21 protein-coding genes are annotated in these 24805 nt (G+C 66.3%); 5 read left to right on the top strand and 16 right to left on the bottom strand.

Annotated elements, in window-relative coordinates; all coding sequences use genetic code 11:
* Positions 1-148: 148 nt before the first annotated feature.
* The 4 genes from A7X65_RS33405 to A7X65_RS33390 all read right to left on the bottom strand — a co-directional run bounded on the left by A7X65_RS33405 (position 149) and on the right by A7X65_RS33390 (position 4297).
* Positions 149-2230, bottom strand: coding sequence for a methyl-accepting chemotaxis protein (locus tag A7X65_RS33405; protein ID WP_063693364.1), 2082 nt, complete (start codon positions 2228-2230; stop codon positions 149-151).
* 123 nt (positions 2231-2353) lie between these two features.
* Positions 2354-3124, bottom strand: coding sequence for an enoyl-CoA hydratase (locus A7X65_RS33400; RefSeq protein ID WP_063693361.1), 771 nt, complete (start codon positions 3122-3124; stop codon positions 2354-2356).
* Between the two features lie 10 nt (positions 3125-3134).
* Positions 3135-3590 (bottom strand): MarR family winged helix-turn-helix transcriptional regulator, encoded by a 456-nt coding sequence (locus A7X65_RS33395; RefSeq protein ID WP_063693358.1) that lies wholly within the window; start codon positions 3588-3590, stop codon positions 3135-3137.
* Between the two features lie 47 nt (positions 3591-3637).
* The gene (locus tag A7X65_RS33390; RefSeq protein WP_063693355.1) at positions 3638-4297 is read right to left on the bottom strand and encodes a TetR/AcrR family transcriptional regulator; all 660 of its coding nucleotides are present in this window, start codon (positions 4295-4297) and stop codon (positions 3638-3640) included.
* Positions 4298-4387: 90 nt separating this feature from the next.
* On the opposite strand from A7X65_RS33390, the gene A7X65_RS33385 reads away from it, so the two are divergent.
* Complete coding sequence (locus tag A7X65_RS33385; RefSeq protein ID WP_063693352.1) at positions 4388-5638, top strand: HlyD family secretion protein; 1251 nt, start codon at positions 4388-4390, stop codon at positions 5636-5638.
* Entirely contained in the window at positions 5580-7205 is a 1626-nt protein-coding gene (locus A7X65_RS33380) for an MDR family MFS transporter (RefSeq protein ID WP_063693350.1), read from the top strand. The genes A7X65_RS33385 and A7X65_RS33380 overlap by 59 nt, the downstream gene beginning before the upstream one ends.
* A gap of 114 nt (positions 7206-7319) precedes the next feature.
* On the opposite strand, the gene A7X65_RS33375 is transcribed toward A7X65_RS33380, so the two are convergent.
* The 5 genes from A7X65_RS33375 to A7X65_RS33355 form a co-directional block, all read right to left on the bottom strand.
* A complete protein-coding gene (locus A7X65_RS33375) occupies positions 7320-8981 on the bottom strand; it encodes a tannase/feruloyl esterase family alpha/beta hydrolase (RefSeq protein WP_063693348.1) in 1662 nt (553 codons plus the stop codon).
* A gap of 90 nt (positions 8982-9071) precedes the next feature.
* A complete protein-coding gene (locus A7X65_RS33370) occupies positions 9072-10526 on the bottom strand; it encodes a GntP family permease (protein WP_063693345.1) in 1455 nt (484 codons plus the stop codon).
* Between the two features lie 3 nt (positions 10527-10529).
* Complete coding sequence (locus tag A7X65_RS33365) at positions 10530-11549, bottom strand: patatin-like phospholipase family protein (RefSeq protein ID WP_063693342.1); 1020 nt, start codon at positions 11547-11549, stop codon at positions 10530-10532.
* Positions 11550-11658: 109 nt separating this feature from the next.
* Positions 11659-12903, bottom strand: a complete 1245-nt coding sequence (serA, locus tag A7X65_RS33360; protein WP_063693339.1) for a phosphoglycerate dehydrogenase — start codon at positions 12901-12903, stop codon at positions 11659-11661.
* 183 nt (positions 12904-13086) lie between these two features.
* On the bottom strand, positions 13087-14319 hold the full coding sequence (locus A7X65_RS33355; protein WP_063693336.1) for a rhodanese-like domain-containing protein: 1233 nt from the start codon (positions 14317-14319) through the stop codon (positions 13087-13089).
* Between the two features lie 182 nt (positions 14320-14501).
* Here A7X65_RS33355 and A7X65_RS33350 point away from each other — a divergent pair, with 182 nt between their 5' ends.
* Positions 14502-15167 (top strand): hypothetical protein, encoded by a 666-nt coding sequence (locus A7X65_RS33350; protein ID WP_063693333.1) that lies wholly within the window; start codon positions 14502-14504, stop codon positions 15165-15167.
* Positions 15168-15224: 57 nt separating this feature from the next.
* On the opposite strand, the gene A7X65_RS33345 is transcribed toward A7X65_RS33350, so the two are convergent.
* The 4 genes from A7X65_RS33345 to A7X65_RS33330 form a co-directional block, all read right to left on the bottom strand.
* On the bottom strand, positions 15225-16418 hold the full coding sequence (locus tag A7X65_RS33345; RefSeq protein ID WP_063693330.1) for a PepSY-associated TM helix domain-containing protein: 1194 nt from the start codon (positions 16416-16418) through the stop codon (positions 15225-15227).
* A complete protein-coding gene (locus tag A7X65_RS33340) occupies positions 16411-17439 on the bottom strand; it encodes an extracellular solute-binding protein (RefSeq protein ID WP_063693327.1) in 1029 nt (342 codons plus the stop codon). The genes A7X65_RS33345 and A7X65_RS33340 overlap by 8 nt, the downstream gene beginning before the upstream one ends.
* 2 nt (positions 17440-17441) lie before the next feature.
* Positions 17442-19778 carry a TonB-dependent siderophore receptor gene (locus A7X65_RS33335; protein ID WP_063693324.1) on the bottom strand — a complete coding sequence of 779 codons (2337 nt, stop codon included), beginning with the start codon at positions 19776-19778 and terminating at the stop codon, positions 17442-17444.
* A 199-nt stretch (positions 19779-19977) separates the two neighbouring features.
* Positions 19978-20862 carry a dihydrodipicolinate synthase family protein gene (locus A7X65_RS33330; protein ID WP_063693321.1) on the bottom strand — a complete coding sequence of 295 codons (885 nt, stop codon included), beginning with the start codon at positions 20860-20862 and terminating at the stop codon, positions 19978-19980.
* Between the two features lie 169 nt (positions 20863-21031).
* Between A7X65_RS33330 and A7X65_RS33325 the strand changes: the two genes are divergently transcribed.
* Positions 21032-22444, top strand: coding sequence for an FAD-binding oxidoreductase (locus A7X65_RS33325; protein ID WP_063693318.1), 1413 nt, complete (start codon positions 21032-21034; stop codon positions 22442-22444).
* A gap of 12 nt (positions 22445-22456) precedes the next feature.
* Positions 22457-23137 carry a GntR family transcriptional regulator gene (locus tag A7X65_RS33320; RefSeq protein ID WP_063693315.1) on the top strand — a complete coding sequence of 227 codons (681 nt, stop codon included), beginning with the start codon at positions 22457-22459 and terminating at the stop codon, positions 23135-23137.
* 5 nt (positions 23138-23142) lie between these two features.
* Here A7X65_RS33320 and A7X65_RS42910 read toward each other — a convergent pair whose 3' ends face one another.
* The 3 genes from A7X65_RS42910 to A7X65_RS33310 all read right to left on the bottom strand — a co-directional run bounded on the left by A7X65_RS42910 (position 23143) and on the right by A7X65_RS33310 (position 24666).
* Entirely contained in the window at positions 23143-23280 is a 138-nt protein-coding gene (locus tag A7X65_RS42910; RefSeq protein WP_167358314.1) for a hypothetical protein, read from the bottom strand.
* Between the two features lie 187 nt (positions 23281-23467).
* Positions 23468-24412, bottom strand: a complete 945-nt coding sequence (locus A7X65_RS33315; protein WP_082885146.1) for a DMT family transporter — start codon at positions 24410-24412, stop codon at positions 23468-23470.
* A gap of 68 nt (positions 24413-24480) precedes the next feature.
* Positions 24481-24666 (bottom strand): hypothetical protein, encoded by a 186-nt coding sequence (locus A7X65_RS33310; protein ID WP_063693309.1) that lies wholly within the window; start codon positions 24664-24666, stop codon positions 24481-24483.
* Between the last annotated feature and the right edge of the window lie 139 nt (positions 24667-24805).

The following is a 24805-nucleotide window of genomic DNA, read 5'->3' as shown; positions in this document are numbered from 1 at the left end:
CGCTTGGGGCCATCCTTCGAGACGCCCGCCTATGGCGGGCCCTCAGGATGAGGTCTCGTTTCGTGGCAGGATATCAGACCCTCATGGTGAGGAGCCCGCCAAGGCGGGCGTCTCGAACCATGCAGGCCGAGCAAGATACCCGGGGCGACTACGCGGTCTTCACGGCTCCCAAAAAGCCCTCGACCGCCACGCGGAGACGATCGGCGTCCGCCGACATCTTCTTCACGGAGTCCGATAGCACCGTTCCGGCATTGCCGGTCTCGTGATTGAGCTTGGCGACGCTGCCGATGGTATCGGTGACTTCGCGGGTGCCCTGCGCGGCCTGCTGGAAGTTGCGCGAGATCTCGGTGGTGGCCGCGCGCTGCTGCTCGACGGCGGCGGCAATCGCCGTCATCTTCTCGTCGATGCCGCTGATGGCGCCGCCGATGGAACGGATCGCGGAGACCGCCTGCCCGGTCGCGCCCTGGATCTCCTCGACCTGGCGGGAAATCTCTTCCGTCGCGGTCGCGGTCTGCGCCGCGAGGCTCTTGACCTCGCCGGCGACCACGGCGAAGCCGCGGCCGGCTTCGCCCGCGCGTGCCGCTTCGATCGTGGCATTCAGCGCCAGCAGGTTGGTCTGGCCGGCGATGGCGTGAATCATCTTCACGACCTCGCTGATCCGGCTTGCGGTCTGATCGAGGATCTCGACCGTCGCATTGGTCCGCTCGGCTTGCGAAACGGCTTCACGCGCCTCCTGCGCACTGGACTGGACCTGCGCGGAGATTTCGCCGACCGAAGCGGACAGCTCTTCGGTCGCGGCGGCGATGGTCTCGAGATTGTTGGTGGCCTGCTCGGCCGCGCTGGAAACCGCAGCGGTCTGGCTGCTCGATTCCGACACCAGCGTGCGCACATCGGTCGCGGTGGCATCGAGCTCCCGCGCCGACGCCGCGACGCTTTGAATCACCGCCTGCACCGTGTCGTCGAAACTGCGGCAGGCCTCGTCCACCGTACCGGAGCGGGCCAGCTGCAGCGCCTGCTGCGATTCGCGCTCCCGGCCGAGACGCTCGGCGGTCGCCGCACTTTCGCGCAGGCTCTCGAGCGCCGCCGCCATGGTACCGAACTCGTCGGGATAGCGGGACTGCGGAACCGGCGTCGCATAGTCGCGTGCGCTGATCCGCGCGATGGCATCGAGGATGGCGCGAACCGGGCGCATCAGGCGATTGCGCACGACGTAGACGCCGGCCAGCGTCACCGCCAGCGCGAGCAGGAACGCGAGCGACTGCACGATGAGCTTGGTGAGCGCCGTCGCCTGGACGGCCTCGGCGCGCGCAATCGACTGATCGAGCGCCTTGGTCGCCACGCCGACGATGAGCGGGAACGGCGACTGACAGAGCGTGTTCCACTCCGAAGCGGACATCGCAGGCTTGCCGCTGCCGTCGAAATTCTTGGTGAGATCGCCGATCTGCTTGAGGACGCCGTCGGTCTTGGCCTTGGCGTCCGACGCTGCCGTCACCAGTTCCGCCGTCACGTCGGGCGCGGCCAGCAATTCGGCCATGCCGGCCCAGCCGGAGGTGATGGTGCCGTCCCATTGTGCGACCTGCCGCTTCTGCGCGTCGTCGAGCGGCTTGCTGCCGTTGACGTTCGAGCGCAGCGACGAGCAATGGATGCCGTAGCGGTCGCGCACCTGCCAGGCGAAGCGGCGGACCTGGATCATGCGGGCGATGTAGGGATCGTTCATCCAGGCGCGGTTCGAGACCGCGGTGGAGGCGAGGTTCGCGGTGTCGATGACCTTGGTGACGGCATCGTACCAGGAATTGGTCCGCTCGATCTTGCGCTCGGCACGCGGACGCTTGGCTTCGTCGTAGAACAGCTGGAACTGCGGCGCGGCGTCGCTCCAGCGCTGCTTCAGCGTGCCGGCGAGCTCGTCGCGGCGTGCGAAATCGACGGTCGCGAGCGCGGTCATGATTCCGTCATAGCCGGCCTGCTCGGCCTTCTCGGCCTCAGCGAGCTTTGCCTTGGGATCGTCCTCGCCGAGGATCGCGCTCTGGGCATCGCCACGATTGTTGCGAAGCGCGAGCACGCCATGGAAGATCGCCTTGTCGGCGGCGGCAAGCCGGGCCGTCTCGAGGCTGTCATTGTAACGGCCGAAGGCCCCGACCATCTGGATCGCCGTGCTGGTCAGTGCGCCCACCGCCAGCAGGGCCATCAGCACCAGGAGAAGCGTGCTTACCGATTTCTTAAAAATGGACATGGGGTCAAGGGCCTACATTTCACGTAAGGACCACCTTGCACCGCGACATGCCAATGTTTCGTTAAGGTTTGAATTGAATTGGGGCGGTTCCGGTTGCACGCATTCGGACCCGCCCGCAATCCGTCATGCGACCTTGGTGAAGTCAGGCGGGCGGCGCTCGGCGAACGCCGTGAACGCCTCGCGCGCCTCGGCGGTGCGCAGCCGCTCAGCGAACTGCTCGCCCTCGGCCTGCATCTGCGCGACCAGCGCCTCGCCGTTGCGCATCAGCTTCTTGGTGGCGGTGAGCGCGCCGGCCGGTTGGCGGGCGAGCCGCTGCGCCAGCGCAAGCGCCTCGGCATCGAGCTTGTCGAGCGGCACGACGCGGTTGGCCAGGCCCCATTCCAGCGCGGCCTTGGCCGGCACGGTCTCGCCGAGCGCGAACATCTCGTAGGCGCGCGCATAGCCGATGCGCGCGGGCATCAGCAGGCTCGAGGCGGCCTCCGGCACCAGAGCGAGGCTGACGAAGGGCGTCGACAATTGCGCGTTGTCGGCGAGCACGACGAGGTCGCAATGCAGCAGCATCGTGGTGCCGACGCCGACGGCGCGGCCCTGCACCGCCGCGACCAGCGGCCGGGTGCAGCGCGCCAGCGACTGGATGAAGCGGACGACGTTGCGGCTGCCTTCCGACTTGCCGGATGCGACGGCCGCGAACTCGCCGACATCGTTGCCGGCGGTGAACATGTCGCCCTCGCCGCGGATCAGGATCACGCGGGCGGACAGGTCGAACTCGGCGGATTCGATGGTGTCGGCGAGCTTGCCGTACATCGCATCAGTCAGCGCGTTCTTCTTGTCGGGACGCGCCAGCGTGAGGGTGAGAATGCCGCCGTTGTTCTCGATGCGGACGTGATCGGTCATGGGTCTCTCCTTAGTCCTCTGAATCTCTTGCTCTTGGAAACTTGTCCTGAACGCTCGTCAGCCAGCGCGCGACGACGTCGATCTCCGCGGCCGTGAATCCTTCCGTCAGTGCCGCGTTGATCGCGGCCGCGTCGGTCTTCGCCTGCGCCAGCACGCCACGTCCCTTCGGCGTCAGCCACACCCGCCAGGCGCGGCCGTCCTCGCGATCGGCCCGGCGCTCGACCAGCCGCGCCGCGGCGCTGCGATCGACAAGTCCGGAAATGCCGGCCGGCCCCAGGTCGAGCGCGGCGCCCGCCTCGCCCATCAGGACGCCGTCCTGCCTGCCGAGAATGAACAGCAGCCCGGCCTGCGCCGGCGTCACCTCGCTCGAGGGCTGCGCCGCCATCCAGCGTTGCAGACGCCGCTGCGCCACGTTGAGCAGATAGATCAGTCGATGGTGCCTTGCCGCGGCCTCGTTATTTCGCATGCGAAATATATAGCCCGACCCCGGCGGCTTGTCAAAGCCTGCCGCCGCTAGGCCGGCGGCCCGCGGCAGCCGTCGAGGAGGATCGCGGCGCAAATCCGCGCCCGCTTCTCGATCTCCTTGCGCGAGGGCAACGTCCGGCTCGCATAGATCGCCGCGCGCTGCGGCGCCGACACCATCATGCCGATCATCATGCCGGCGGCTTCGTCGACGTCGTCGAGCACGATGCGCTTCTTCTTCACCTGGTTGCGGAGCCAGCCGGCGAGCGCCGCCGCCGTGCGGGAGATGCCGTCCCGGTAGAAATTCGCGGCGAGGTCGGGGAAGGTGGCGGATTGCTGCAGCACCATGCGCTGCAGCGCCACCACCTCCGGATCGAGCGCGAGATCGGCGCAGGCGACCAGGACGGCAGCGAGATTGGTTTCGATGTCGGCCTGGTTGCTGGCCTGCAGATTGACGTCGGAGAGCAGCCGGTCGAGCCGGTCCGCGCACATCGCCTCGAACAACGCCGCCTTGCCGGGAAACAACCGATAGAGAGTCTTGGTGGAGATGCCGGCGCCGCGCGCCAATTCCTCGGTGCTGGTCGCAGCGTAGCCCTCGACCGCGAAGGCGTGCCGTGCGGCCTCGATGACGATTTGCTTCGTCTCCTCGTCGCTGCGCACCGGCGGCCGGCCGCGCGGGCGGCCTTCTGATGACGGTTTTGCCTGAGCCATGTTTTTAGATGATGCCTGTCATTCCATTGACTCTTCCCAAGCTAGTCCTAATTTGGAAATCGTCAAGTTTCCTAATTCAGGGATCCGGCTATGACCGTGCACACCAACCCGTCCAAGAGCGAAACCAGCGTGGTCCCGACAAGCGCCCCGGAAGGCATCCTGCCCGCGCCGCCGGCCCCCGCCCCGCGCCGAAAGCTCAACCTTCGCAAGCTGTTGCTGGCGGGCGCCGCCGCCGCGGCCCTCGCCGGCGCGACTCTGTACGGCTACGATTACTGGACGGTAGGGCGCTTCCTCGTCTCCACCGATGACGCCTATGTGAAGGCCGACAACACCACGATCGCGCCGAAGGTCAGCGGCTATCTGGACCGCGTCCTGGTCGGCGATAACGAGCATGTGAAGGCCGGCCAGGTGCTGGCCCGGATCGACGACCGCGACTTCCGCGTCGCGCTCGATCAGACCAGGGCCGACGTCGCCGCCGCGAACGCGACGGTGACGAGCAAGCAGGCGCAGCTCGAGGTTCAGGAGGCCGTGATCACTGCGGCGCAAGCGACCATCGATGTCGACACCGCCGCGAAGGTCTTCGCCCAGCAGGAGAACAAGCGCTACAGCGACCTCGCCAAGACCGGCTATGGCAGCGTGCAGAACGCGCAGCAAGCGCAAGCACGCGACGCCGGCGCGGACGCCGCGATCGCGCGCGACAACGCCAACCTCGTCTCCGCACAGAAGCAGGTCGACCTGCTCAAGGCCGAGATCGTGCAGGCGAAAGCCGCGGCCGCCCGCGCCGTCGCGCTCCAGCATCAGGCCGAGCTCAATCTCGGCTACACCACCATCGTCTCGCCGATCGACGGCGTCGTCGGCAACCGCACCTTGCGCGTCGGCCAGTACGTGCAGGCCGGCACGCAGCTGATGGCGATCGTGCCGAGCGATGGCGCCTATGTCGTCGCCAATTTCAAGGAAACCCAGCTCACCCATGTCCGCGCCGGCCAGAGCGTCGAGATCGAGATCGACACGTTCCCGGGCCAGGTCGTCCACGGCCATGTCGATTCCATCGCGCCAGCCAGCGGCCAGGAGTTCGCGCTGCTGCCGCCCGACAACGCCACCGGCAATTTCACCAAGATCGTGCAGCGCATTCCCGTGAAGATCGCGCTGGACGCCGAGACCGCGTCTGCGATCGCGCTGCGGCCCGGCATGTCCGTGATCCCGACGATCGCAACGCGTTCAGCGCCGGCCGCGCAAGCAGCAGCGACGCTCAAAGCCAAGCCCGTTTCCGGAGGGTCGTGCCATGTCAAACAGCCTCTCAATATCGACGCCAGCGCCCGCCATACCGACCGCGACGCCTGAGCGCGCCGCAGCCGATCCCAACCGGGCCAGCGCCACGGTCTGGATCGCCGTGTTCGCGGCGATGATCGGCGCCTTCATGGCGATCCTGAACATCCAGATCACCAACGCCTCGCTGCTCAACATCGAAGGCGGCATCGGCACCGGCGCCGACAACGGCTCCTGGATCTCGACGTCCTATTTGATCGGCGAGATCATCGTCATTCCGCTGACCGACTACCTGTCGCGGGTGTTCTCGTTCCGCAACATCATGCTGAGCTTCGCCTCGCTGTTCGCGGCGTTCTCGGTCGCCTGCGCCTTTACCCACGACCTGCCCTCGATGATCGCGATGCGCGGCTTTCAGGGCTTCTTCGGCGGCGTGCTGATCCCGATGGCCTTCACGCTGGTCTTCACCAGGCTGCCGAAAGGGCAGCAGCCGATCGGCCTTGCCATGTTCTCGCTCGCCGTGACCTTTGCTCCCGCGATCGGCCCGACCATCGGCGGCTATCTCACCGAGAATTACGGCTGGCAGACCATCTTCTATGTCAACGTGCTGCCCACAATCGTGATGGTGAGCATCCTCTTCTTCACCCTGGAGCGCCAGCCGATGAACCTCGGCCTGCTGCGCGAGGGCGACTGGTTCGGCATCGCGACCATGGCGATCGGCCTCGCCTCGCTGCAGGCCGTGCTGGAGGAAGGCAACAAGGACGACTGGTTCGGCTCGCCCTTCATCGTGCGGCTCGCGGTCATCGCCGCGATCAGCCTGTCGCTGTTCATCGTCAACGAGCTCGTGGTGGAGAAGCCGCTCTTGCGCCTGCGCCTGTTGACGCAGTGGAATTTCGGCATCGGCACGATCGCCGCGGTCTTCCTCGGCTTCGCGCTGTTCGGCTCGGTCTATCTGCTGCCCGCCTATCTCGGCCAGGTGCAGGGCTACAATGCCGAGCAGATCGGCAACGTGCTGGCCTGGACCGGCCTGCCGCAGCTCCTGCTGATCCCGCTGGTGCCGAAGCTGATGCAGCGCTTCGATGCCCGCTATATCGCGACCGTCGGCCTGCTGCTGTTCGCCGCAAGCTCCTTCATGAACATCATGATGTCGCTCGACTATTCCGGCGACCAGTTCTTCGCCCCCAACGTCGTGCGCGCCGTGGGTCAGGCGCTGACGCTGGCGCCGCTCTCCGCGCTCAGCCTCGGCAGCGTCGCGCCGCAGGATGCGCCCGCTGCCTCCGGCATCTCCAACATGATGCGCAATCTCGGCGGCGCCATCGGCACCGCGGTGCTCGCCACCATCGTGACCAAGCGCGAACAGTTCCACTCGAACATCATCGGCCATTCCGTCACGCTCGGCCGCGAGGAGGTCCGTGCCCGCATCGCGCAGATGACGGATTATTTCATGGCCCACGGCGTCCCCGACCCCAACGCCGCGCGCGAGCAGGCCATCGTCGCGCTCGGCAAGACCGTGAAGCGCCAGGCGCTGGTGATGGGCTATTCCGACACCTTTGCCGTGATCGGCGTGGTGCTCGTGCTCGCCGCGATCGCGGTGCTGCTGACACGGCGGGTGAAGGCGGCGGGCGGAGGGGGCGGCGCGCATTAGCAGGAGATCGTCATGCCCGGGCTTGTCCCGGGCATCCACGTTCTCTGTGCGGCGAGTTCATACGTGGATGGCCGGGACGAGCCCGGCCATGACGGAGCAGAGACAGACGAGGCGCTACGGCGCGCAGGTAAAGCTCGCGGCCTCCGTCACCGGGCCGCTCTTGTAATGCGGCCAGGCGGGCCAGCGGCACAGTGGCATCGCGCGCGTCACGGCGAATGACGGCGCCTCGACCTTCTGCTCGGTGACCTCCAGATCGTCGGGCGCCTTGCCCTTCTCGACCCAGTCGGTGAGCACGCTCAGCATGTCGACATTGGCGGGCGCGCCGGAGCCGACATGATCGACGCCGGGCGCGGTGTAGAGCCGCGCGAACTCCGCCGTCTCGGCCTTGCCCATCTTGCGCTCGACGCTCTCGAAATAGCGGATGCCGGCATAGGGGCTCTGGGCGTAGTCGGCCATGTGCTCGAGCATGATGAGCCGGCCGCCGCGGGCCCGGAAACGGCTGAGATCGGGATCGGTCGAATCCATCAGGCCGGAGACCTCCAGCAGCCGCGCCTTGTGATCCTCCACATTGTAGGTGGTGACGTCGAGCTTGGGATCGCGCGCGAACACATATTGGATGCCGCCGGCGCCGTAGATCCAGGCGATGCCGTTGTTGGGCGCAGGCGGCTGCGCAGGCGGCGCGGTGCCGAGCCACCACGCGGTCCAGCCGCCCGTCGGGCCTGCCGCCGGCGTGTCCTCGCCGGAGACGCCCCAGCCTGGATAGTCGTCGAGGCCGTTGGCGAGCGCGAACGGAAATTTGTAGGTCCCGTGCAGCGTGTTCACGGCCTTGATCTGTGGGTCGGTGAGACACTGATCGCCGCTCTTGCCGTCCGCGCAGCGCAGCGTCTCGACCTTGAAGGCGGCCTTGCAGCCGACGGGATCCTGCACCAGCGCATCGTCGGAGCCGTCGGCCTTGTCGCAGGCCGCGCGCACGGCATCGCCGACGAGCTTCACCTGCGCCGGATTGAGCCAGCCCTCGCCCATGGTCGCAAGGCCTGAACGCGTGCCGGCATGCTGCAGGCCGACCCAGTTGATGACGGGCACGCGGGAAAAGATGCCGTCGAAATCATCTGGGTAGCGCTGCGCCATGGTGAGGCCTTCGCGGCCGCCCTCGGACGAGCCCATGAAATACATCTTCTGGGGCTTCTTGCCGTAGGCACGCTCCATCAGCGTCACGGCGACGTCGCGCACCTTCTTGTAGGACCGGTGGGCAAAGTTCTCGAAGGCTTCGTCGTTCAATGCGAACAGCTGCGGCAGCTCGCCCGGCTTGGTCTCATGTCCCGAGTCGGTGCCGTAGGTGACAAAACCGCGCGCGAGCGGCGACGGCTTGTCGAAGGGATAGGCGGGCGGCAGCGCGAGACCCGTGATCAGCACGCCGTTGAAACCGCCGCCGCCATATTGCACCGAGCGCCCGTTCCATTCGATCGGCAGGTTGACCTGGAATTTGATCGGCGGCGCCTTGGGATCGACAGGGTCGATATGGCCGAGCACCTTGCAGAAGCCGGGATTGGCTGGCGTGATCCGCCCCGACGGCGTCGGGCCGCGCTCGGCGACAGCGAGCGGCGATGGCGACTGAAACGTCGTGGCATCGATCTTCACGGCGTCAGTGGCGCCGACCAGCCCCTTGCAGACCGTCTCGGCATCCTCCGCCAGCGTCAGCGCCGATGCACCGTGCGCGCCCATTGCGGCCGCCGTGCCCACGAGCCATGCGCATAGCTTCGCCCTGTTTCGCTTCATCGTTTCCACCCGGCTTGTTGTGTTGCGTACCAACGTTGGCCTGCATTCAATGCAAGCTTCGCCCATCCGTCAATCGCCGACACCGGACTTTCAGAACGATCCCAGCACACTGCCGAGCGCGATCACGGCCACCAGCGCCAGCAGCGACGTCACGATGCCGACCATGACGATGTCGAAATAGCTGTCACGGTGGGTCAGGCCGCAGATCGCGAGCAGGCTGACCACCGCGCCATTGTGCGGCAGGATGTCGAGGGTCCCCGCGCCGATCACCGCCACGCGATGCATCAGCCCAAGATCGATGCCGGTCCGCGTGGCAAGCTCGACATAGGTCGGGCCGAGAGCGTCGAGGGCAATGGTCAGGCCGCCCGACGCCGACCCGGTCAACGCGGCCAGGATGTTGGTCGCGACGGCGAGCGAGACCAGCGGTCCGCCTTCGATCGCGAGGACCCAGTCGCGCACGATCGTGAATGCCGGCAGCGAGGCGACGACGGCGCCGAAGCCGACGAGGCTGGCGACGCTGAACGCAGGCAGGACCGACGCATTGGCTCCGGCGTCCATGGTCCGGCGCAATGCCGGCAGCCGCGCCCAGTTCAGCGCGATGGTCGTGACGATGGCCGCGGCCAGCGCGACCGCGACCGACCAGACGCCGGCCACGGCAGCAAGCGACGTGGCGCCGAAACGTTGCTCGGCGAGATAGCCGACGTCGAGCCGCGGCAATATCACCAGCGACATCACGAGATTGACGGCCACGACGACGACCAGCGGTGCCATGGCGCTCACGACCGGCGAAGGCCGGTCGCTGCGCTGACCATGCTGCAGCTCGGCCGGATCGAATTCGCGGGCGGTCGTCGCGCGCTCGCGCACGAGCTCGTCGGCGGCGGCCTGCTCGATCGCGCCCTCGGCATCGTCGCCATAGCCTTCGCCGGCGCGGCGCGCAGCCGCTTCGGCGCGGTGCAGCCACCACAATCCCGTGCCTAACATGATGAGCGAGGCAATGATGCCGAGACCCGGCGCGGCGAACGGCGTCGTGCCGAAGAACGGCATCGGGATGGCATTCTGGATCGACGGCGTGCCGGGTAAGGCCGACATCGTAAAGGTCGACGTTCCCAGCACGATCGCCGCCGGGATCAGGCGACGCGGGATGGAAGCGGCGCGAAACAGCGAACGGGCCATGGGGACGATGACGAAGAACGCGACGAACAGGCTGACACCGCCATAGGTGACCATCGCACCGGCGAGCACGACCGCCAGGATCACGCGCCGCTCGCCAAGACGCTCGGCCATGAAGGCGGCGACCGACGTCACCGCGCCGCTGTCGTCCATCAGCTTGCCGAACACGGCGCCGAGCAGGAAGATCGGGAAGAACTGCGCTAGAAATCCCGCGGCGTTGATCATGAACACCTGGGTCAGGTTCGCCAGCAGTGGCTCGCCGCCGAACAGCGCGGCAATGAGCGCGGCGAACGGCGCGAGCAGCAGGACGCTCCAGCCGCGAAAGGCGAACAGCACGAGCAGACCGAGCCCGACGAGGAGGCCGAGGAGACCCATGCCTCAGCACTCCGACAGGAGGATGTCGAGATCGGCGGTCGAGCGGTGGCCGAGATCCGCGCCGTGCTCGCGGAGAAAGGCGTCCGCGGCCATGCGCCCCTCGGCGCGCAGCATCGAGACGAACTCCCACTCCGCGTTGAGCTTCGAGGACGCCCCGAATTTCGCCAGCATGTCGCTCTTGATCCGGTGTGTCCGCATCTTCGCCCAGCGCGCGCCCTCGCCGCTGCCGGGATCGGCCGCCTGGCGCAGCAGCGCGATCATGCGCAGCTCCTTCATCAGCGGCGAGTTGAAGGAGATTTCGTTGAGCCGGTTGAGTATCTCCGCTGCGGTCCGCGGCTCCTCCAGCCGCTCGGTCGGATTGATCTGGACGAGGATGGTGTCGTGCGCGTCGCTCTCGCGAACCAGCGGCGTGATCGTCGGATTGCCGGCGAAGCCGCCGTCCCAATAGGGCTCGCCGTCGATGTCGATGGCGCGGAACATGGTGGGCAGGCAGGCCGATGCCAGCAGCACATCCGCCGTGATCTCCGCATTGCGGAAGATGCGGCCGCGCCCGGTGCGCACCCGCGTCGCGGTGATGAACAGCTGGATCGGCGAGCGCGCGAGGCGCTCGAAATCGATGCTCTCGGCCAGCACCGCGCGCAGCGGATTGTAGCCGGTCGGATTGAGATCGTAGGGCGACAGCACGCGCGACATCAGGTCGGTGAGGATGTAGAAGGGCGATGTATCGAGGGTCCAGCGCCCCATCAGGCGGTCGAGCGGCGAACGCTGCAGCAGGCTGAAGGCCGCGGCCTTGGAAACACGGCGCCAATATTGTTCGAGCGCCTCACGCGCGCCCTCCGCGCCGCCGGCCGTCCAGCCGTCCGCAAGGACCGCGGCATTCATCGCGCCCGCGGAGGTTCCGGAGATCGCGGCAATCTCAAGCCACTTCTCTTCCAGCAGGCGGTCAAGCACGCCCCAAGAGAAGGCGCCGTGCGAACCGCCGCCCTGAAGCGCGAGATCGATCAGTACGGCGTCCCGTTCCATGGCGGACACTCACGCGACTGAAGCTCAAATTCGACATGATTGGTACATGCCGAATTCGACCGCAGTGTGGGAGCAGTTGCCACAAGATGCAACCCGAACGTGGGGTTGTTTAGTGCTCGAATACCAGCCTTGCGCCGACCGTGCCGTCGAGGGCGCGGATCTGCGCCAGCAGCGCCGCCGAGTCCTCGCCGCCGAGATCGGCATCGAGCACGACGTAGCCGAGGTCGCCCGCGGTCTCCAGATACTGCGCGGCGATGTTGATGTCGCGCTGGAGGAAGACCTCGTTCAGGCGACGCAGCATGCCCGGCACGTTGCGATGGACATGGCTGAAGCGCGCGCCGGAGGGACGCAAGTGCAACTGCACTTCCGGGAAATTCACCGCGCCCATGGTCGATCCCGTGATGAAATAGTCGACCAGCTTGCGCGCGACCTCGCCGCCGATGCGCTCCTGCGCCTCCTCGGTCGAGCCGCCGATATGCGGGGTGAGGATGACGTTACCGATGCCCTGCACGGGGCTCGTGAAGCGATGCGCGTTCGAGGACGGCTCGACCGGAAACACGTCGATGGCCGCGCCGGCGATGTGGCCGTCGCGCAGGGCGCCTGCGAGCGCATCGAGATCGACCACGGTGCCGCGGCTGTTGTTGATCAGGAACGAGCCCGGCTTCATCGCCCGCAGCTCCTTCTCGCCGATCATGCCCGCGGTCTCCGGCGTCTCCGGCACGTGCAGGCTGACGACGTCGCTCTGCGCCAGCAGCTCGTCGAGCTTTTCGACCGGCTCGGTATTGCCGTGGCGAAGCTTGTCGGTGCGGTCGTAATAGATCACGCGCATGCCCATGGCCTCGGCCAGCGTCGAGAGCTGCGAGCCGATATTGCCGTAGCCGACGATGCCGAGGGTGCGGCCGCGCACCTCGCGGCTGCCGGCCGCGGACTTGTCCCAGCCGCCGTCATGGGCGGAGACCGAGCGCGGGAAGATCTGCCGCAGCAGCATCACGATCTCGCCGATCACGAGCTCGGCGACGCTGCGGGTGTTCGAGAACGGCGCGTTGAACACGGGAATGCCGCGCTTGCGCGCCGCCAGCAGATCGACCTGGTTGGTGCCGACGCTGAAACAGCCGACCGCGAGCAGCCCATCGGCGGCCGCCAGCACCTCGTCCGTGATCTGGGTCCGCGAGCGGATGCCGAGCAGCGAGACGCCCTTGAGCGCCCGGCGCAGATCCTCGCCGTCCAGCGCCTTGGCGAGCCGCTCGACATTGGTGAAGCCCGCGCTCCGGAACAGGTCCACGGCGCTGTCATTGACGCCTTCGAGCAGAAGCGCCTTCGCGCTCCGCTCAGGGCTTTGGCCTGAGGCTGGCATAGTATCTCCTGAGATGGCGGCTTTGCCGCAGCTCATAGACCGCGGACGAGGCCGAGCACAATAGGGTTCGGATACGGGGAGAAGATGGCGGGGCGGGAGATGAGCCTGGCATCCCAGCGCCATGTGGTGGCCACCTCCAGCGACAACCGCTTCGCGGTTGCGCGGGGGTGACGGATCACGCTGTCAAATCACGTAAAACCCGTGCGTGCCGTCGAGCCGGAGCTGCTCGACGAGGCCATACTCCCAGTCGAGATAGGCCTGCATCGCGCGTTCGGCGACTTCGGTCCCTTCATAGGGCCGGCGATATCGGTGGGCCGGGTCCAGCTTCGGCAACACCAGCGGCGGCCCAACCTCCAGCGCGCCGTCATAGCCGCCCTCGAGCACATAGACCTCCCAGCCCATCTGCGCGAGCCACGACGCGGTCATGTCGGCGCGCACTCCCTTGTCGTCGGTCAGCACAATGCGCGCCCCGCGCACCGGCGCGGCCATGTCGGTCTCCTGGACGAGCTGGCCGCCGGGATAGTGACGGAAGCCCTTGAGATGGCCGGCCGCATAGTCCTCGGCATCGCGCACGTCGAAGCGATAGAGCGTGCGGCCGGTCTCTGCGACCAGCGCCGACATCTCGCTTGTGCCGATGCGGCGGACACCGGCGCGATAGGCGACGTCGCGCGCATTCGCGGGACCGCCTTCGAACGGCCCGATCGCGCCGCGCCGGTCGGCGCCGTGATTGAGCGTGTGCCGCGCCAGCGTCCAGCCGATCGTGCCGTTGCGCAGCGCGCGGACCTTGTTCGGCACGCCGGCATTGATCAGCGACTGCGTGCCGATGATCGAGCGGGTGCGGCCGGCGCAATTGACGATGATGGTGGTGTCGGGATCGGGCGCCGCCTGCCCCGCCCGCAGCACCAGCTCCGCGCCGGGCACGCTGACCGAGCCCGGAATGTTCATGGTCGCATATTCGTCGAAGCGGCGGACGTCGAGGATGGCGATATTGGCCTTGTCCGCGATCAGCTTTGCCACCTCGTCGGCGCTGAACGACGGCGTGTGGCGGCGTGCCTCGACCAATTCCCCGAACGCCTTCGAATAGGAATTGACGTCCTCGAACATCTGATAGCCGGCATCGCGCCAGGCCTTCAGGCCGCCGTCGAGCGCACGGACGTTGGTATAGCCGAGCGCGGCAAGGCGTTCGGCGCCGGTCGCGACCAGCCCCTCGCCGTCGTCGTAAAGCACGATCGCCACGTCCCTGCGCGGCAGTCGCACCTCGGCCTCGATCGCAATCCGGTCTGCGGCCATGTTGGCGGCGAACAGCGGATGGCCGGTGGCAAAGGCGGCCTCATATCGGAGATCGAGCAGCGCGATCTCTTCGCGCAGCAGCAGCGCGCGACGGATTTCGGCGGGGGTGACGGTCGGGATCGTCATTGGATATGCAGCCTTCGAAGTTTGAACAAGCGCTTTTGGCCGATTGCGGACAGCTTGACCAGCCCGACAAGGGGCATGCCCGCCCGCCCTGCAGCGCGCAAATCCAACGCACCCGCGGAACGAAGCATGTTGTCCGCCGTCGTGGGACGGGTAAAGTTCCGATTCGTGCATTGGGGGGCGGCATGCGGATCATGAAATTTTGGGTGGTATTTCTGGTGCTTCCGGGTGCGGCCCTGGCCGCGCTGACCAATGCGGAGCGCAAGTCCCAGTTCGAGCGGGCGATGGCGTCGATCATAGCGGCGACGACGCCGGCCCCGAAAACCCCTCGCGATGTACTGGTCAAGGACTACGTTGCCTGCAAGCCAAACAAGGGACAGGCGGTGGAGCTCGTAGGCGCGAGCTATTTTCGCTCCTGCGAGCATGAGGATGCATCCGTCACCGGCGATCGATCGCTCGAAGCGTGCCAGCTGCGCTATGGCAAACCGTGCGCTCTGATTGCGGTGAACGAAGAGATCGTCGTGGAAGGCGAGTTAGCGTCGAAAGACATGCCGCGCCTGCACTATACCGGCAAATACGACCTATCCCAGATCCCGATCATCCGGCAGATCACGCGACAACGCGCCGACGTGCAGAACTACGACAAGGCCATGGAGCCCAAGGCCATGGCCATCCACCCATGGGGAAAGCTGTTCATCTCGGCCGGCGACCCGAGCCTGGGAGATGCCCAGGCCGCCGCACTTGCAAAATGCAACAGCGATCCGGCGCGGAATGGCCGGGACGGCGGCTGCTTCGTCTACGCCGTCAACAACGACGTCGTCATCGGTGAACGGCGCATGCAGCCGAAGTGACGTGCCGGGCAGATAGCGTGATTCGATCCAGGCGGGCTTGAACGGCGGCCAGTCAGATCACTCGCCGGGAACGAGGCGCCCGAGCGGCGGCGGCGCAGGGCGACGCAGCTTGCGGCGCGACAGATAGAGCAGAATGCCGGTCACCGAGAACAGCGGCATCAGCGCTGCGGCGATCATGAAGGCGAGCTTGCCGGGCCAACCCAGAAACGCGCCGCGATGGATGTCGAGCACGTTGGCGATGATCTTCTCGCCGAACGTCTTGTCGGCATAGCGCTCGGCCGAGATCACCTTCCCCGAGATGGCATCGATGCGGAATTCGTCGCGCGTGGTGTCGAGCGTCGAGTCCTTCGGCCACGACCGGATCCGGATCACCGTCCCCGGTCCATTGGGCAGCGCCAGCAACACTTTGGAGAAACGGCCAGCCTCCTCGCGCTGGATCGTCGTCCAGGCACGATCGAACCCGACCTGCTGGGCCTGCTCGTCACGGCCGGCGGCGCGCGGCGCCTTTGCAGCCATCTTCGGCTGCATCTTTGCTGCAGAAACTTCCGGACGCGACAGCAGCCAGACCACGCCGTCCTTGTACCAGTCGAACGAGTACCACAGCCCGGTCAGCGTCATCACCAGATAGACCGGCAACACCCAGGTGCCGATCACCGCATGCAGCGAGCGATGCAGCCCGCGACCGCTGAGCCCGAGATTGGGCTTCAGCCACATCTTCACGCTGCCGGCACGGCGCGGCCAGCGCAGCACGAGGCCCGTGATCAGCATGACGATCAGGCCGATCGCGGCAATCCCCGTGATCGGGCGCCCCCAGCCCTTGGCCTCGCCGGGAATGAGCAGCCAGCGATGCAACTGGCGAACCGTGACGAAGAATCCTTCGCCGCGCGGCGCGCCGAGCACGCGGGCGTCATAGGGATCGACATAGAGCGAGCCGCGCCGCCCGCCCTGCTCGTCGCGGCCGAAGCGGACACGCACCGCCGCCGTCGGATCGCTCGACAGCGTCACGGATGCGACCTTGCCGATATCAGGTATCCCCTGCAGCCGTGCGACCAGCTCGTCGGGCATCAGCGCCGGCGTCTGGCGCGGCGCGACCTGCATGATGCCGCTGTTCAGATAGTCGCCGATCTCGTCCTCGAAGCTCATGATCGCGCCGGTCAGCGCGATCAGCGCAAGCAGCAGCGCAAGTACGAGACCCGCGATGGAGTGGATCTGGTGCAGACCGGCCTTGATCGTGTGACCTACCCTACTCATCGAAGCCGGCCTTCCTGATGAGCGCAATCGCGGCCTGCTGCTGTGCGGCGACCTGATCGATCGGCAGCGCATCGGCGATGAACGCCCCCATTCCGGCAACGATGGGCGCACGCTCCGCCGCCGGGAGAACAGGATATTCCAGCTCGGCCGCCGCGAAGATCCGCTGGCCAGCCGGCGTGACCAGGAATTCGAGGAACTGCCGCGCCGACGCCGGATGCGGCGCATGCTTCGCGATGGCCGCGCCGGTGAGGTTCACGTGCGTGCCGCCGCCCTTGAAACTCGTCGGCACCGCCTTGACGTCCATCGCCCAGGCGCGCCAGTCGGCTCCTTCCCGTCCGTCACGCAATTGCGCCAATGCCACGGTGTTGCCGATGCCGATGTCGCAACGGCCTTGCGCGAGCTCGCGGATCACATCGTTGTCCTTGCCGGCAGGCTTGTGGGCAAGATTGGCCTTCAGGCCGGCGAGCCAGCCTTGCGTCGCGGCCTCGCCGTGGCGGGCTAGATAGGCAGCAACCAGCGCGACGTTGTTCTGATGCAGCGGCGAGCGCATGCAGAGCTTGCCCTTCCATTGCGGGCCCGCGAGGTCCTCGTAGTCGATCGAGGCGAGCGCACTCTGCATTCGTACGAACGCAATGCGTGGGCGGATGGCGAGCGCGATCCATTGCGCGTCGCCACCGCGAAGACTGGCCGGAACGGCCTGTTCGAGGCGCGGCGATGAAACAGCCTGCGTGAAACCCCGCGCGGAGAGTTGCGTCGTCTTGTCCAGCCCGATCGTCAGCAACGCGTCCGCCGGCGATGCCGTGCCTTCCGACGACAGGCGCTTGACCAGGCTGTCCTCGACGAAGACGACATTCACCTTGATGCCGCTGGCTTCCGTGAAGGCCGTAACGACGGGCGCGACCAGCGCGGCCTCCCGGGTCGAATAGAGCGTGATCTCTTCGGCGCGGGACGCTCCTGTGGCGGCAAGCCAGGCGGCCGCTATCGCGACCACAACCGCCATGGCTTTGTGCCGCGCCGCCATGGCTAGAACTTCACCGTTGCCGAGAGGGAGAAGCGCCGCGCATCGCCGATGGCGACATTGAGATTGTTGACGGCGGACGGATAGTAGACGGTATCGAACAGGTTCTTGACGTTGAACTGATAGATCACCGGCGTGTTCTGGTATTTCATCTCATAGGTCGCGAAGACGTCCGCGACGACGTAGGACGGCAGGAAGAAGCTGTTGATCGCATCGCCGGGTCGGTCACCGACATAGCGCGCGCCGCCACCGAGCCGGAGCTGGCCGGGCAACGCCGTGCCGAAATCATAGACCAGATAGAGCGAGGCCGTGTTCAGCGCGACGTTCTGCAGCTTTCTGCCGAGCAGCGTCAGATCCTCGGACGCCGTCACCCGCGCGTCGGTATAGCCATAGCTGCCGATCAGGGCCCAGCTGTCGGTGAGCCTGCCGGTGACGTCCAGCTCGACGCCGCGCGAGCGGGCGCGGCCGACCGTGTGGATCTCCACGATCCCCGCGCTGTTGGTCTTCGTCGTCTGAACGTTCTTCTTGTCGAGATCGTAGAATGCCAGCGTACCGGAGATGCGCTTGTTCACATCGAACTTCAGGCCGGTCTCGTAGGATACGCCTTCTTCCGGCGCCACATTGGAACCGATCACGACGCCGATCGGCGCGATGGTCGAGTTCGGCTTGAGCGATTCAGTGTAGCTCGCATAAAGCGACAGCTCGTCCGTCAGCTTGAGAATGGCGCCGCCGAGCGGAAGCACCTTGTCCTGGGACACGTTGGTGTTGGTGACGAACGGTTTTCCTCGTCCGGCGATCTGGTCGTAGTCCATGTAGCGCACGCCGCCGACCAGCGCGAACCGCTCGGTCAGATGCAGCGTGTCCTGGACGAACAGCGACCACTGGCCGAGCTTGTCGGTCTGGGCACTGTCGCTGTTCGATACTGTCGTGCCCGGTCCGATCAACCCGTAGATGGGGTTGTAGATGTTGATGGCGGGCGTTGCCTGCCGGATCAAATTGTCGCGATAGATGGTGCGGTATTGTCCATCGCCGCCGAACACCACCTCGTTGCGCATGTTGGCGAGCCAGAAGCTGCCCGAGATGTAGGACGTGCCGTAGCTAGCGTTGCTGAGCGAGCCCTGCGTGCCGTCATTGCTGCGCGTCTCGTTGCCGGTCGTGAAATTGATGCCGGTGATGCGGAGCTGGTTGGCGCTGAAGGTTTCGGTGTTGTAGCTGTAGCCGGCGTAGAGCTTCCAATCCTGGTTGAAGCGATGCTCGACCGACGCCTGCATCAGGTCGGAGGTGCCCCAGGTGTTGTTGAAGGGCTCATCGAGCCGGCGATCGGCGGGAACTGCCAGCGGCGCTTTCGTCGCCGGATTGAACGCGGTGCCGCGATCGAACGGATAGATGAACTCACGGTGCTCGTAGTTGAGCTGCACCGTGGTGTTCTCGCCGTACCAGGCGAGTGACGGCGCGACCAGCATCTCGCGGTGGCGGCCGAAATTGCGCCAGTAATCCTCGCTGACGCCGTAGCCGATGAAGCGATAGGCAAGGCCCTGGTCGCCGATCGGACCGGTGACGTCGAGCAGGCCGTCGGCACCGGTCTTGGAGGCATTGAAGGTCGAACCGAGCAGCGTCACCGAACCGTGCTGATAGAGCTCGGGGCGCTTGCTGATGGTGTTGACGATGCCGCCGGGGTCCATGATGCCGTAGAGCAGCGAGGCCGGCCCCTTCAGCACTTCGACGCTCTCGACCGCGGGATTGAAGCTGCGACCCTGCACCAGCGGCATGCCGTTGCGCATGATCGAGCCGTCGCGGTTGTCGCCGAAGCCACGGCGGATCACCGCGTCCTGGCTGCCGGCGAGCGTGTTGGTCTGGGTAATGCCGGAAATATTGATCAGCGCATCGTCGATGTTGCGCGGCAGCTGGTCCTTCAGCACCTGCTCGGGCACGATGTTGACGGCCTGCGAGGTATCGAGCGGCGAAGCGCCGCTGCGCAGCGTCGTCGAGCTCGGCATCGCGCGGTAACCCAGCTTCGCGGCTTGCTGCGCGACGGCGGCCGCGGCGGCGCGCTCCGAGAGCGTCGGCACCGCAGGGGCGGCCGTGGCATTGCGATTGGACTGGCGGCGCGCAGCGGCTTGCGTGCGGCGTGGCGTTTCTCCCGAGGCACGTGCCGGTTTCGACCGCGGCGCCGGAGCTTCCACCGTCACCGGCGGCAGCGCCGATTGCGCCTGCGCGCTCGTCGTGGTGGAGGGAGTTTCAGCGAGCAGCACGGCTGCTCCGATGAGAAGACTTGCTCGGCTCTTGCCGGCACGAGTTCGACGGCCGCTGTCGCAGCCATCCACGAGGGCACGCACTTTCATTCCACTTCAAGTCAAGAACGTTGAAGTGTGCGCCTGTAACAGTCGGTTCGCGCGAAGAGAACCGTAAGGCGACTTGAATCGCTCTAGTGTTGAATCGTTCTAAGCGCCGAGGGCGCCGAACATCAATCTCCGATTGATCTCACGGAAATTGCGACACGCTGCGCGAGAATGCGCGGCAGCATGTCGCAATGTCGTGATCTCACGCGATGGCGGGAGCAATCAACTCGTCGAGCTTGCGCTTGAGCGCGGTGCCATCGGACGAGGCACGCAACGGCGGGCGCACGCGCAGCCAGGATGCGTCTCCCGTCTGCGCCGCCAGGATCGCCTTCAGCGTCGCAGTGAACGACGGTGTCTTCAGCACGATGTCGATCGCGGCCTGCATGCGCACCTCGACGTCCTTGCCCTCGACCATGCTCTTGACCAGCTCGGGCACGGCATTGGCCATGCCGCAGATGGTGCCGGCGCCGCCCGCGGCGATCGCACGGGTGATGTCGGCTTCGTTGCCGACGGTGATGGCGAGCTCGGGCGCGGCGGCGCGGAACGCCTGGAACTGCTTGAAGTCGCCGCTGGAGTCTTTCAGGCCCGCGACAACCTTGCCGTAGCGCTTGCGCAGGCTTGCGGCGACCGTCGTCGGGATCGCGACGCCCGAGGCCTGCGGGATGTGATAGAGATAGGCGCGCAGGCGGTCATCGGCGACACCGTCGAAGATCGCCGCGAACGCATCCTCGATGCCCTCGGGCGAGACGCCGCGATCAAAATAGGGCGGGAGCATCAGCACGTGGCGCAGGCCAAGGCCGAGCACGGCGCGCGTCAGCGCGATGCTGTCGGTGATGGCGGGAAAGCCGCCGCCGATTCCGATGCGCTCCGGCGCAACGCCCGCCTTGAGCACGGCCTCGATGGTCGCGACACGTTCGGCGGCATTGAACGAGGTGCCCTCGCCGGTGGTGCCGAACAGCACGACGCCGTCGACGCCCTTGCTGAAGAGATGCTTGGCGTGTGCCGCGAGCTTGGCGGAGTCCACATTGCCGTCGGCCGCCAGCGGCGTTGCCGATGCCACCCAGAACCCGCGAATTGCCTCCGTCATCAGACCCGCCCTTTGCTGCGATCCCGGACCGGCCTCCGATCACCTTAGGGCCGTTCTGGATCATTGTTTTTGCTTTACTTTTTATCTTGTACCTTACATACAAGGCGAACGCAAATCCTTTCCACCGTCACGGCGCGCATGAGACGCAGCCGAATTCAGGAGGTCTCGCATGAACATGGTGAGCCCCATCGAGCGTCCCGACCAAATGCTCGGCGCCCTGCGCGACAGGCTCGGCGCGACCGCCGTGCTGATCGGCCGCGAGGTGCCTGCGCGCAATTGCAACGACTGGAGCGCGAGCCTGCCGCAGACACCGCGCGCGGTGATCCGCCCGCTCGACGCGCAGGGCGTTGCCGATGCGATTACCACCTGCCGGCAGGCGCGCCTGCCCTTCGTGCCACAGGGCGGATTGACCGGGCTGTGCCGCGGCGCTTCGCCTGAAGAAGGCTGGGTTGCGATCTCGCTGGAGCGCATGACCGGCATCGAGGAGATCGATCCCGCCTCGATGACGATGACCGTGAAAGCTGGCACGCCGCTGGAGACGATCCAGAAGGCCGCGGACGAGGCCGGCTTCTTCTTTCCGCTCGATCTCGGCTCGCGCGGCTCCTGCGCCATCGGCGGCAACCTCTCCACCAATGCCGGCGGCAACCGCGTCATCCGCTACGGCATGACCCGCGAGCTGGTGCTCGGCCTCGAAGTGGTGCTGCCCGACGGCACCATCATCACCAATCTCAACAAGCTGATGAAGAACAATGCCGGCTATGATCTGAAGCATCTCTTCATCGGGTCGGAAGGCACGCTCGGCATCATCACACGCGTCGTGCTGAAACTGTTCCCGAAGCCGCGCTCGACCATGGCGGCGCTCTGCGCGCTGAAGGACTATGCGGCGGTGATCGACCTGCTCGGTGCCGCGCGGAGCGGGCTCGGCCCGCTGCTGTCCGCGTTCGAGGTGATGTGGCCGGATTATTGGGACGTGATCACGAATCGCGCCGGCGTGAAGCCGCCGGTCGCGCCGGGTCACGGTCTCTACGTGCTGGTCGAGGCGCAAGGCACCGACGAGAGCATCGATGCGCCGCGCTTCCAGGCCTGGCTCGAAGAGCTGATGGAGCGCGGACTGCTTGCCGACGCCGCCGTGGCGCAATCGCTGGCGCAGACGCAGGCCTTCTGGCGCGTGCGCGACATCTGTGCCGAGTTCGGCCAGGTGCTGGGGCCGCACATCTCCTACGACATCGGCCTTGCGGTGTCGCGCATGGACGAGTTCATCACGCGCTGCAAGGCCGCGCTGGCTGACGGCATCAAGGGCTGCGAGAGCGTCTATTACGGCCATATCGGCGACGGCAATCTGCATCTGGTCTCATGGGTCACCGGCCTCACGGTCGAGCAGCAGCCGAAGGAGGAGATGGACGCGATCATCTACGGTCTCGTCCGCGAGATGGGCGGCAGTGTCTCCGCCGAGCACGGCATCGGCACGCTGAAGAAGAAGTGGCTGGGCCATGCAAGGAGCGAGCCCGAGATCGCGCTGATGCGGACGCTGAAGGCCGCGCTCGATCCCGATCATCTGCTCAATCCCGGCAAGGTCATCTGAGCGGAAGCGCGCATGCGGTCACTCAAGCTCGATACGCCGAAATCGCTGTCGCAGCGCGTGATGCAGCGGCTGCGCCAGGCGATCATCGAGGGCGAGTTCGGGCTCGGCGCGACGATCTCGGAAGAGATGGTCGCAAAGTCCTTCGGCGTCAGCCGCACGCCGGTGCGCGAGGCCTTGGGTCAGTTGCAGGCGCAGGGTCTCGTGGTGATCCGTCCGCAGGTCGGCAGTTTTGTCTTCACGCCGAGCGCGGACGACATCACCGCGCTCTGCACCTTCCGCATCGCGCTCGAGCCTAAAGCCGCCGAGCTCGCCTTTCGCCACGATCGCGACGGGGCGATCGCCGCGATGAACGATGCGATCGCGGCGATGGAGCCCGCGATCGCGGCAAAGGACAACATCGCCTATGGCCGCGCCGATGCCGCGTTCCACGAGGCGCTGTTCGCCCATTGCGGCAACCGCTATCTCGCCGAATCCTACCAGTTGGTCGCAGGCCGCGTCGCCGCGCTGCGCACCAATCTGACCTCGCCGATCGACGTGCGCACCCGCACCTCCTTCGACGAGCACCGCAAGCTGCTCGATCTGTTCGCGCGCGGCGAGTTTGCCGCGTTCGAGGCGAGCATGACCACGCACATCACCAATTCGGGCGTGGTCTATGCCAAGGCCCTGAAGGTGGACGCGTTGAAGGTGGGCTGAACGGACTACCGCCCGTCCCGCGATCCCGGCCTGTCCAGAAAATCCAGCGCGGTGTTGATCTGTTCGAGCTGGTGCTCGATCTTGTCGCGATCCTCGACCGAGGTCGCCTGCTCGAGCTGTTCCACGAGCTTCTGCTTTCGCAACAGCAAGTTCTCTATGACTGTACTCACCGCTCCCCCATCGCCCGAGGCGAATATCGAGGCAGTCCAGGCTTTGGACCAAATCTTGGGCGCGAGCGCGCGCGGACCGGTCCCGCCGCAAACCCTCCATCAGGAATGTTCACCACGGCCGAAGGTTCCTGCGCATGAACCTTAATGTGTGCCGATGGAGCTATCGCCGCAAACTGGCCCAGACACCGCCGAGAATCAGCAAGCCGCCGACAAGGTGGATCAATCTGGGCGGCTCGCCCAGGATGGCGAATGACAGCAGGGCGCTCGCGATCGGCCCGATATAGAGCACCAGCGAGGTGCGCACCGAGCCGAACTTGCCGCCGAGCCAGGCAAAGCCGGCATAGGCGAGCAGGCCGGGAACGATCCCGGCGAAAACATAGGCCGACAGCGCCTTTGTGCTAAAGACCTGCGCCGGCATGGTCCACATCTCCCAAGCCGCGAGCGGCAGGGAGAACAGAGCGCCGGTGGCCGAGAACAGGCTCATGCGCGCCAGCAGCGAGGCCTTCGGCGCGGCGCGCGATTGCAGCAGCGTGTAGCCGGACCAGCCGAGCATCGCGATGACGACGAGGCCGTCGCCCGATGCCGTCTCCAGCGCGAACAACGTCTCCGGATGGCCGCCGGAAATGATCAGCAGCGCGCCCGACAGCGCGAGTGCCGTGCCGAGCCATTGCAGCGGGCCGACATGCTCGATGCCGAGCACTGCCGAGATCATCAGCACCGTGATCGGCGACAGCGCCATGATCAGCGCGATGTGGATCGCTGTCGTCGACACGCCCGCGGCGTAGACGGGTCCGCCGCACAGGAACATGCCCATGAAGCCGGCGGCGAAGATCGGCCAGAGATTTTTCCCCAGCGGCACGCGGCCGTCGCGGATCTCCTTGAGTGCGATCGGCGCGAGCCCGATGGCGACGATGCTCCAGCGGAAGAAGGCGAGCGCGAAGGACGGGACCGATCCTGCAAGCCCGCGCGCGAGAATCTGGTTGGAAGCCTGCGCGGTCGCGACCAGGATGAAGCCGATCAGCGCGATCGCGCCAAGCCAGGCGCCGGCAGACAATGCCGTGCCCGCTACCGCCCCGCTGCGATCGTCTGATGCGCCCTTGCCCATCGAGTGACCGAATACTCCATGGCAGCGACGGTGAGAACTGGGATCGCCGCATGCGACGATTGCAGCGCTCAATGGGTCGAAACGACACTCGCGATCTGCACCGGCGCGAGATGAGGCCGGACCACGGAGACCGAGAGCACGGCAAACAGTGCGCAGACCATGCAGAGCCGCATCCGCACCGTCCTGCGATCACTGATCGGCAGGAACAGGAAAAACAGGATCGCCAGGACCAGCAGCACGTCGATCAGGAACATGGATCTCTCCCTCGAAACTGGGGCGAGGATGACGCGATGCAGCCGGGCAGTATGTGGGCGGCGTCACATAGCTGACGGCGCTGATTTCGCGCGACATGCATGATACGGTCGCGCAAAACAAATTCCGTCCGTTCCGGCG

Source organism: Bradyrhizobium stylosanthis (genome assembly GCF_001641335.1).
Lineage (GTDB): Bacteria > Pseudomonadota > Alphaproteobacteria > Rhizobiales > Xanthobacteraceae > Bradyrhizobium > Bradyrhizobium stylosanthis.
This window is presented reverse-complemented; position numbering and strand designations above follow the sequence as displayed.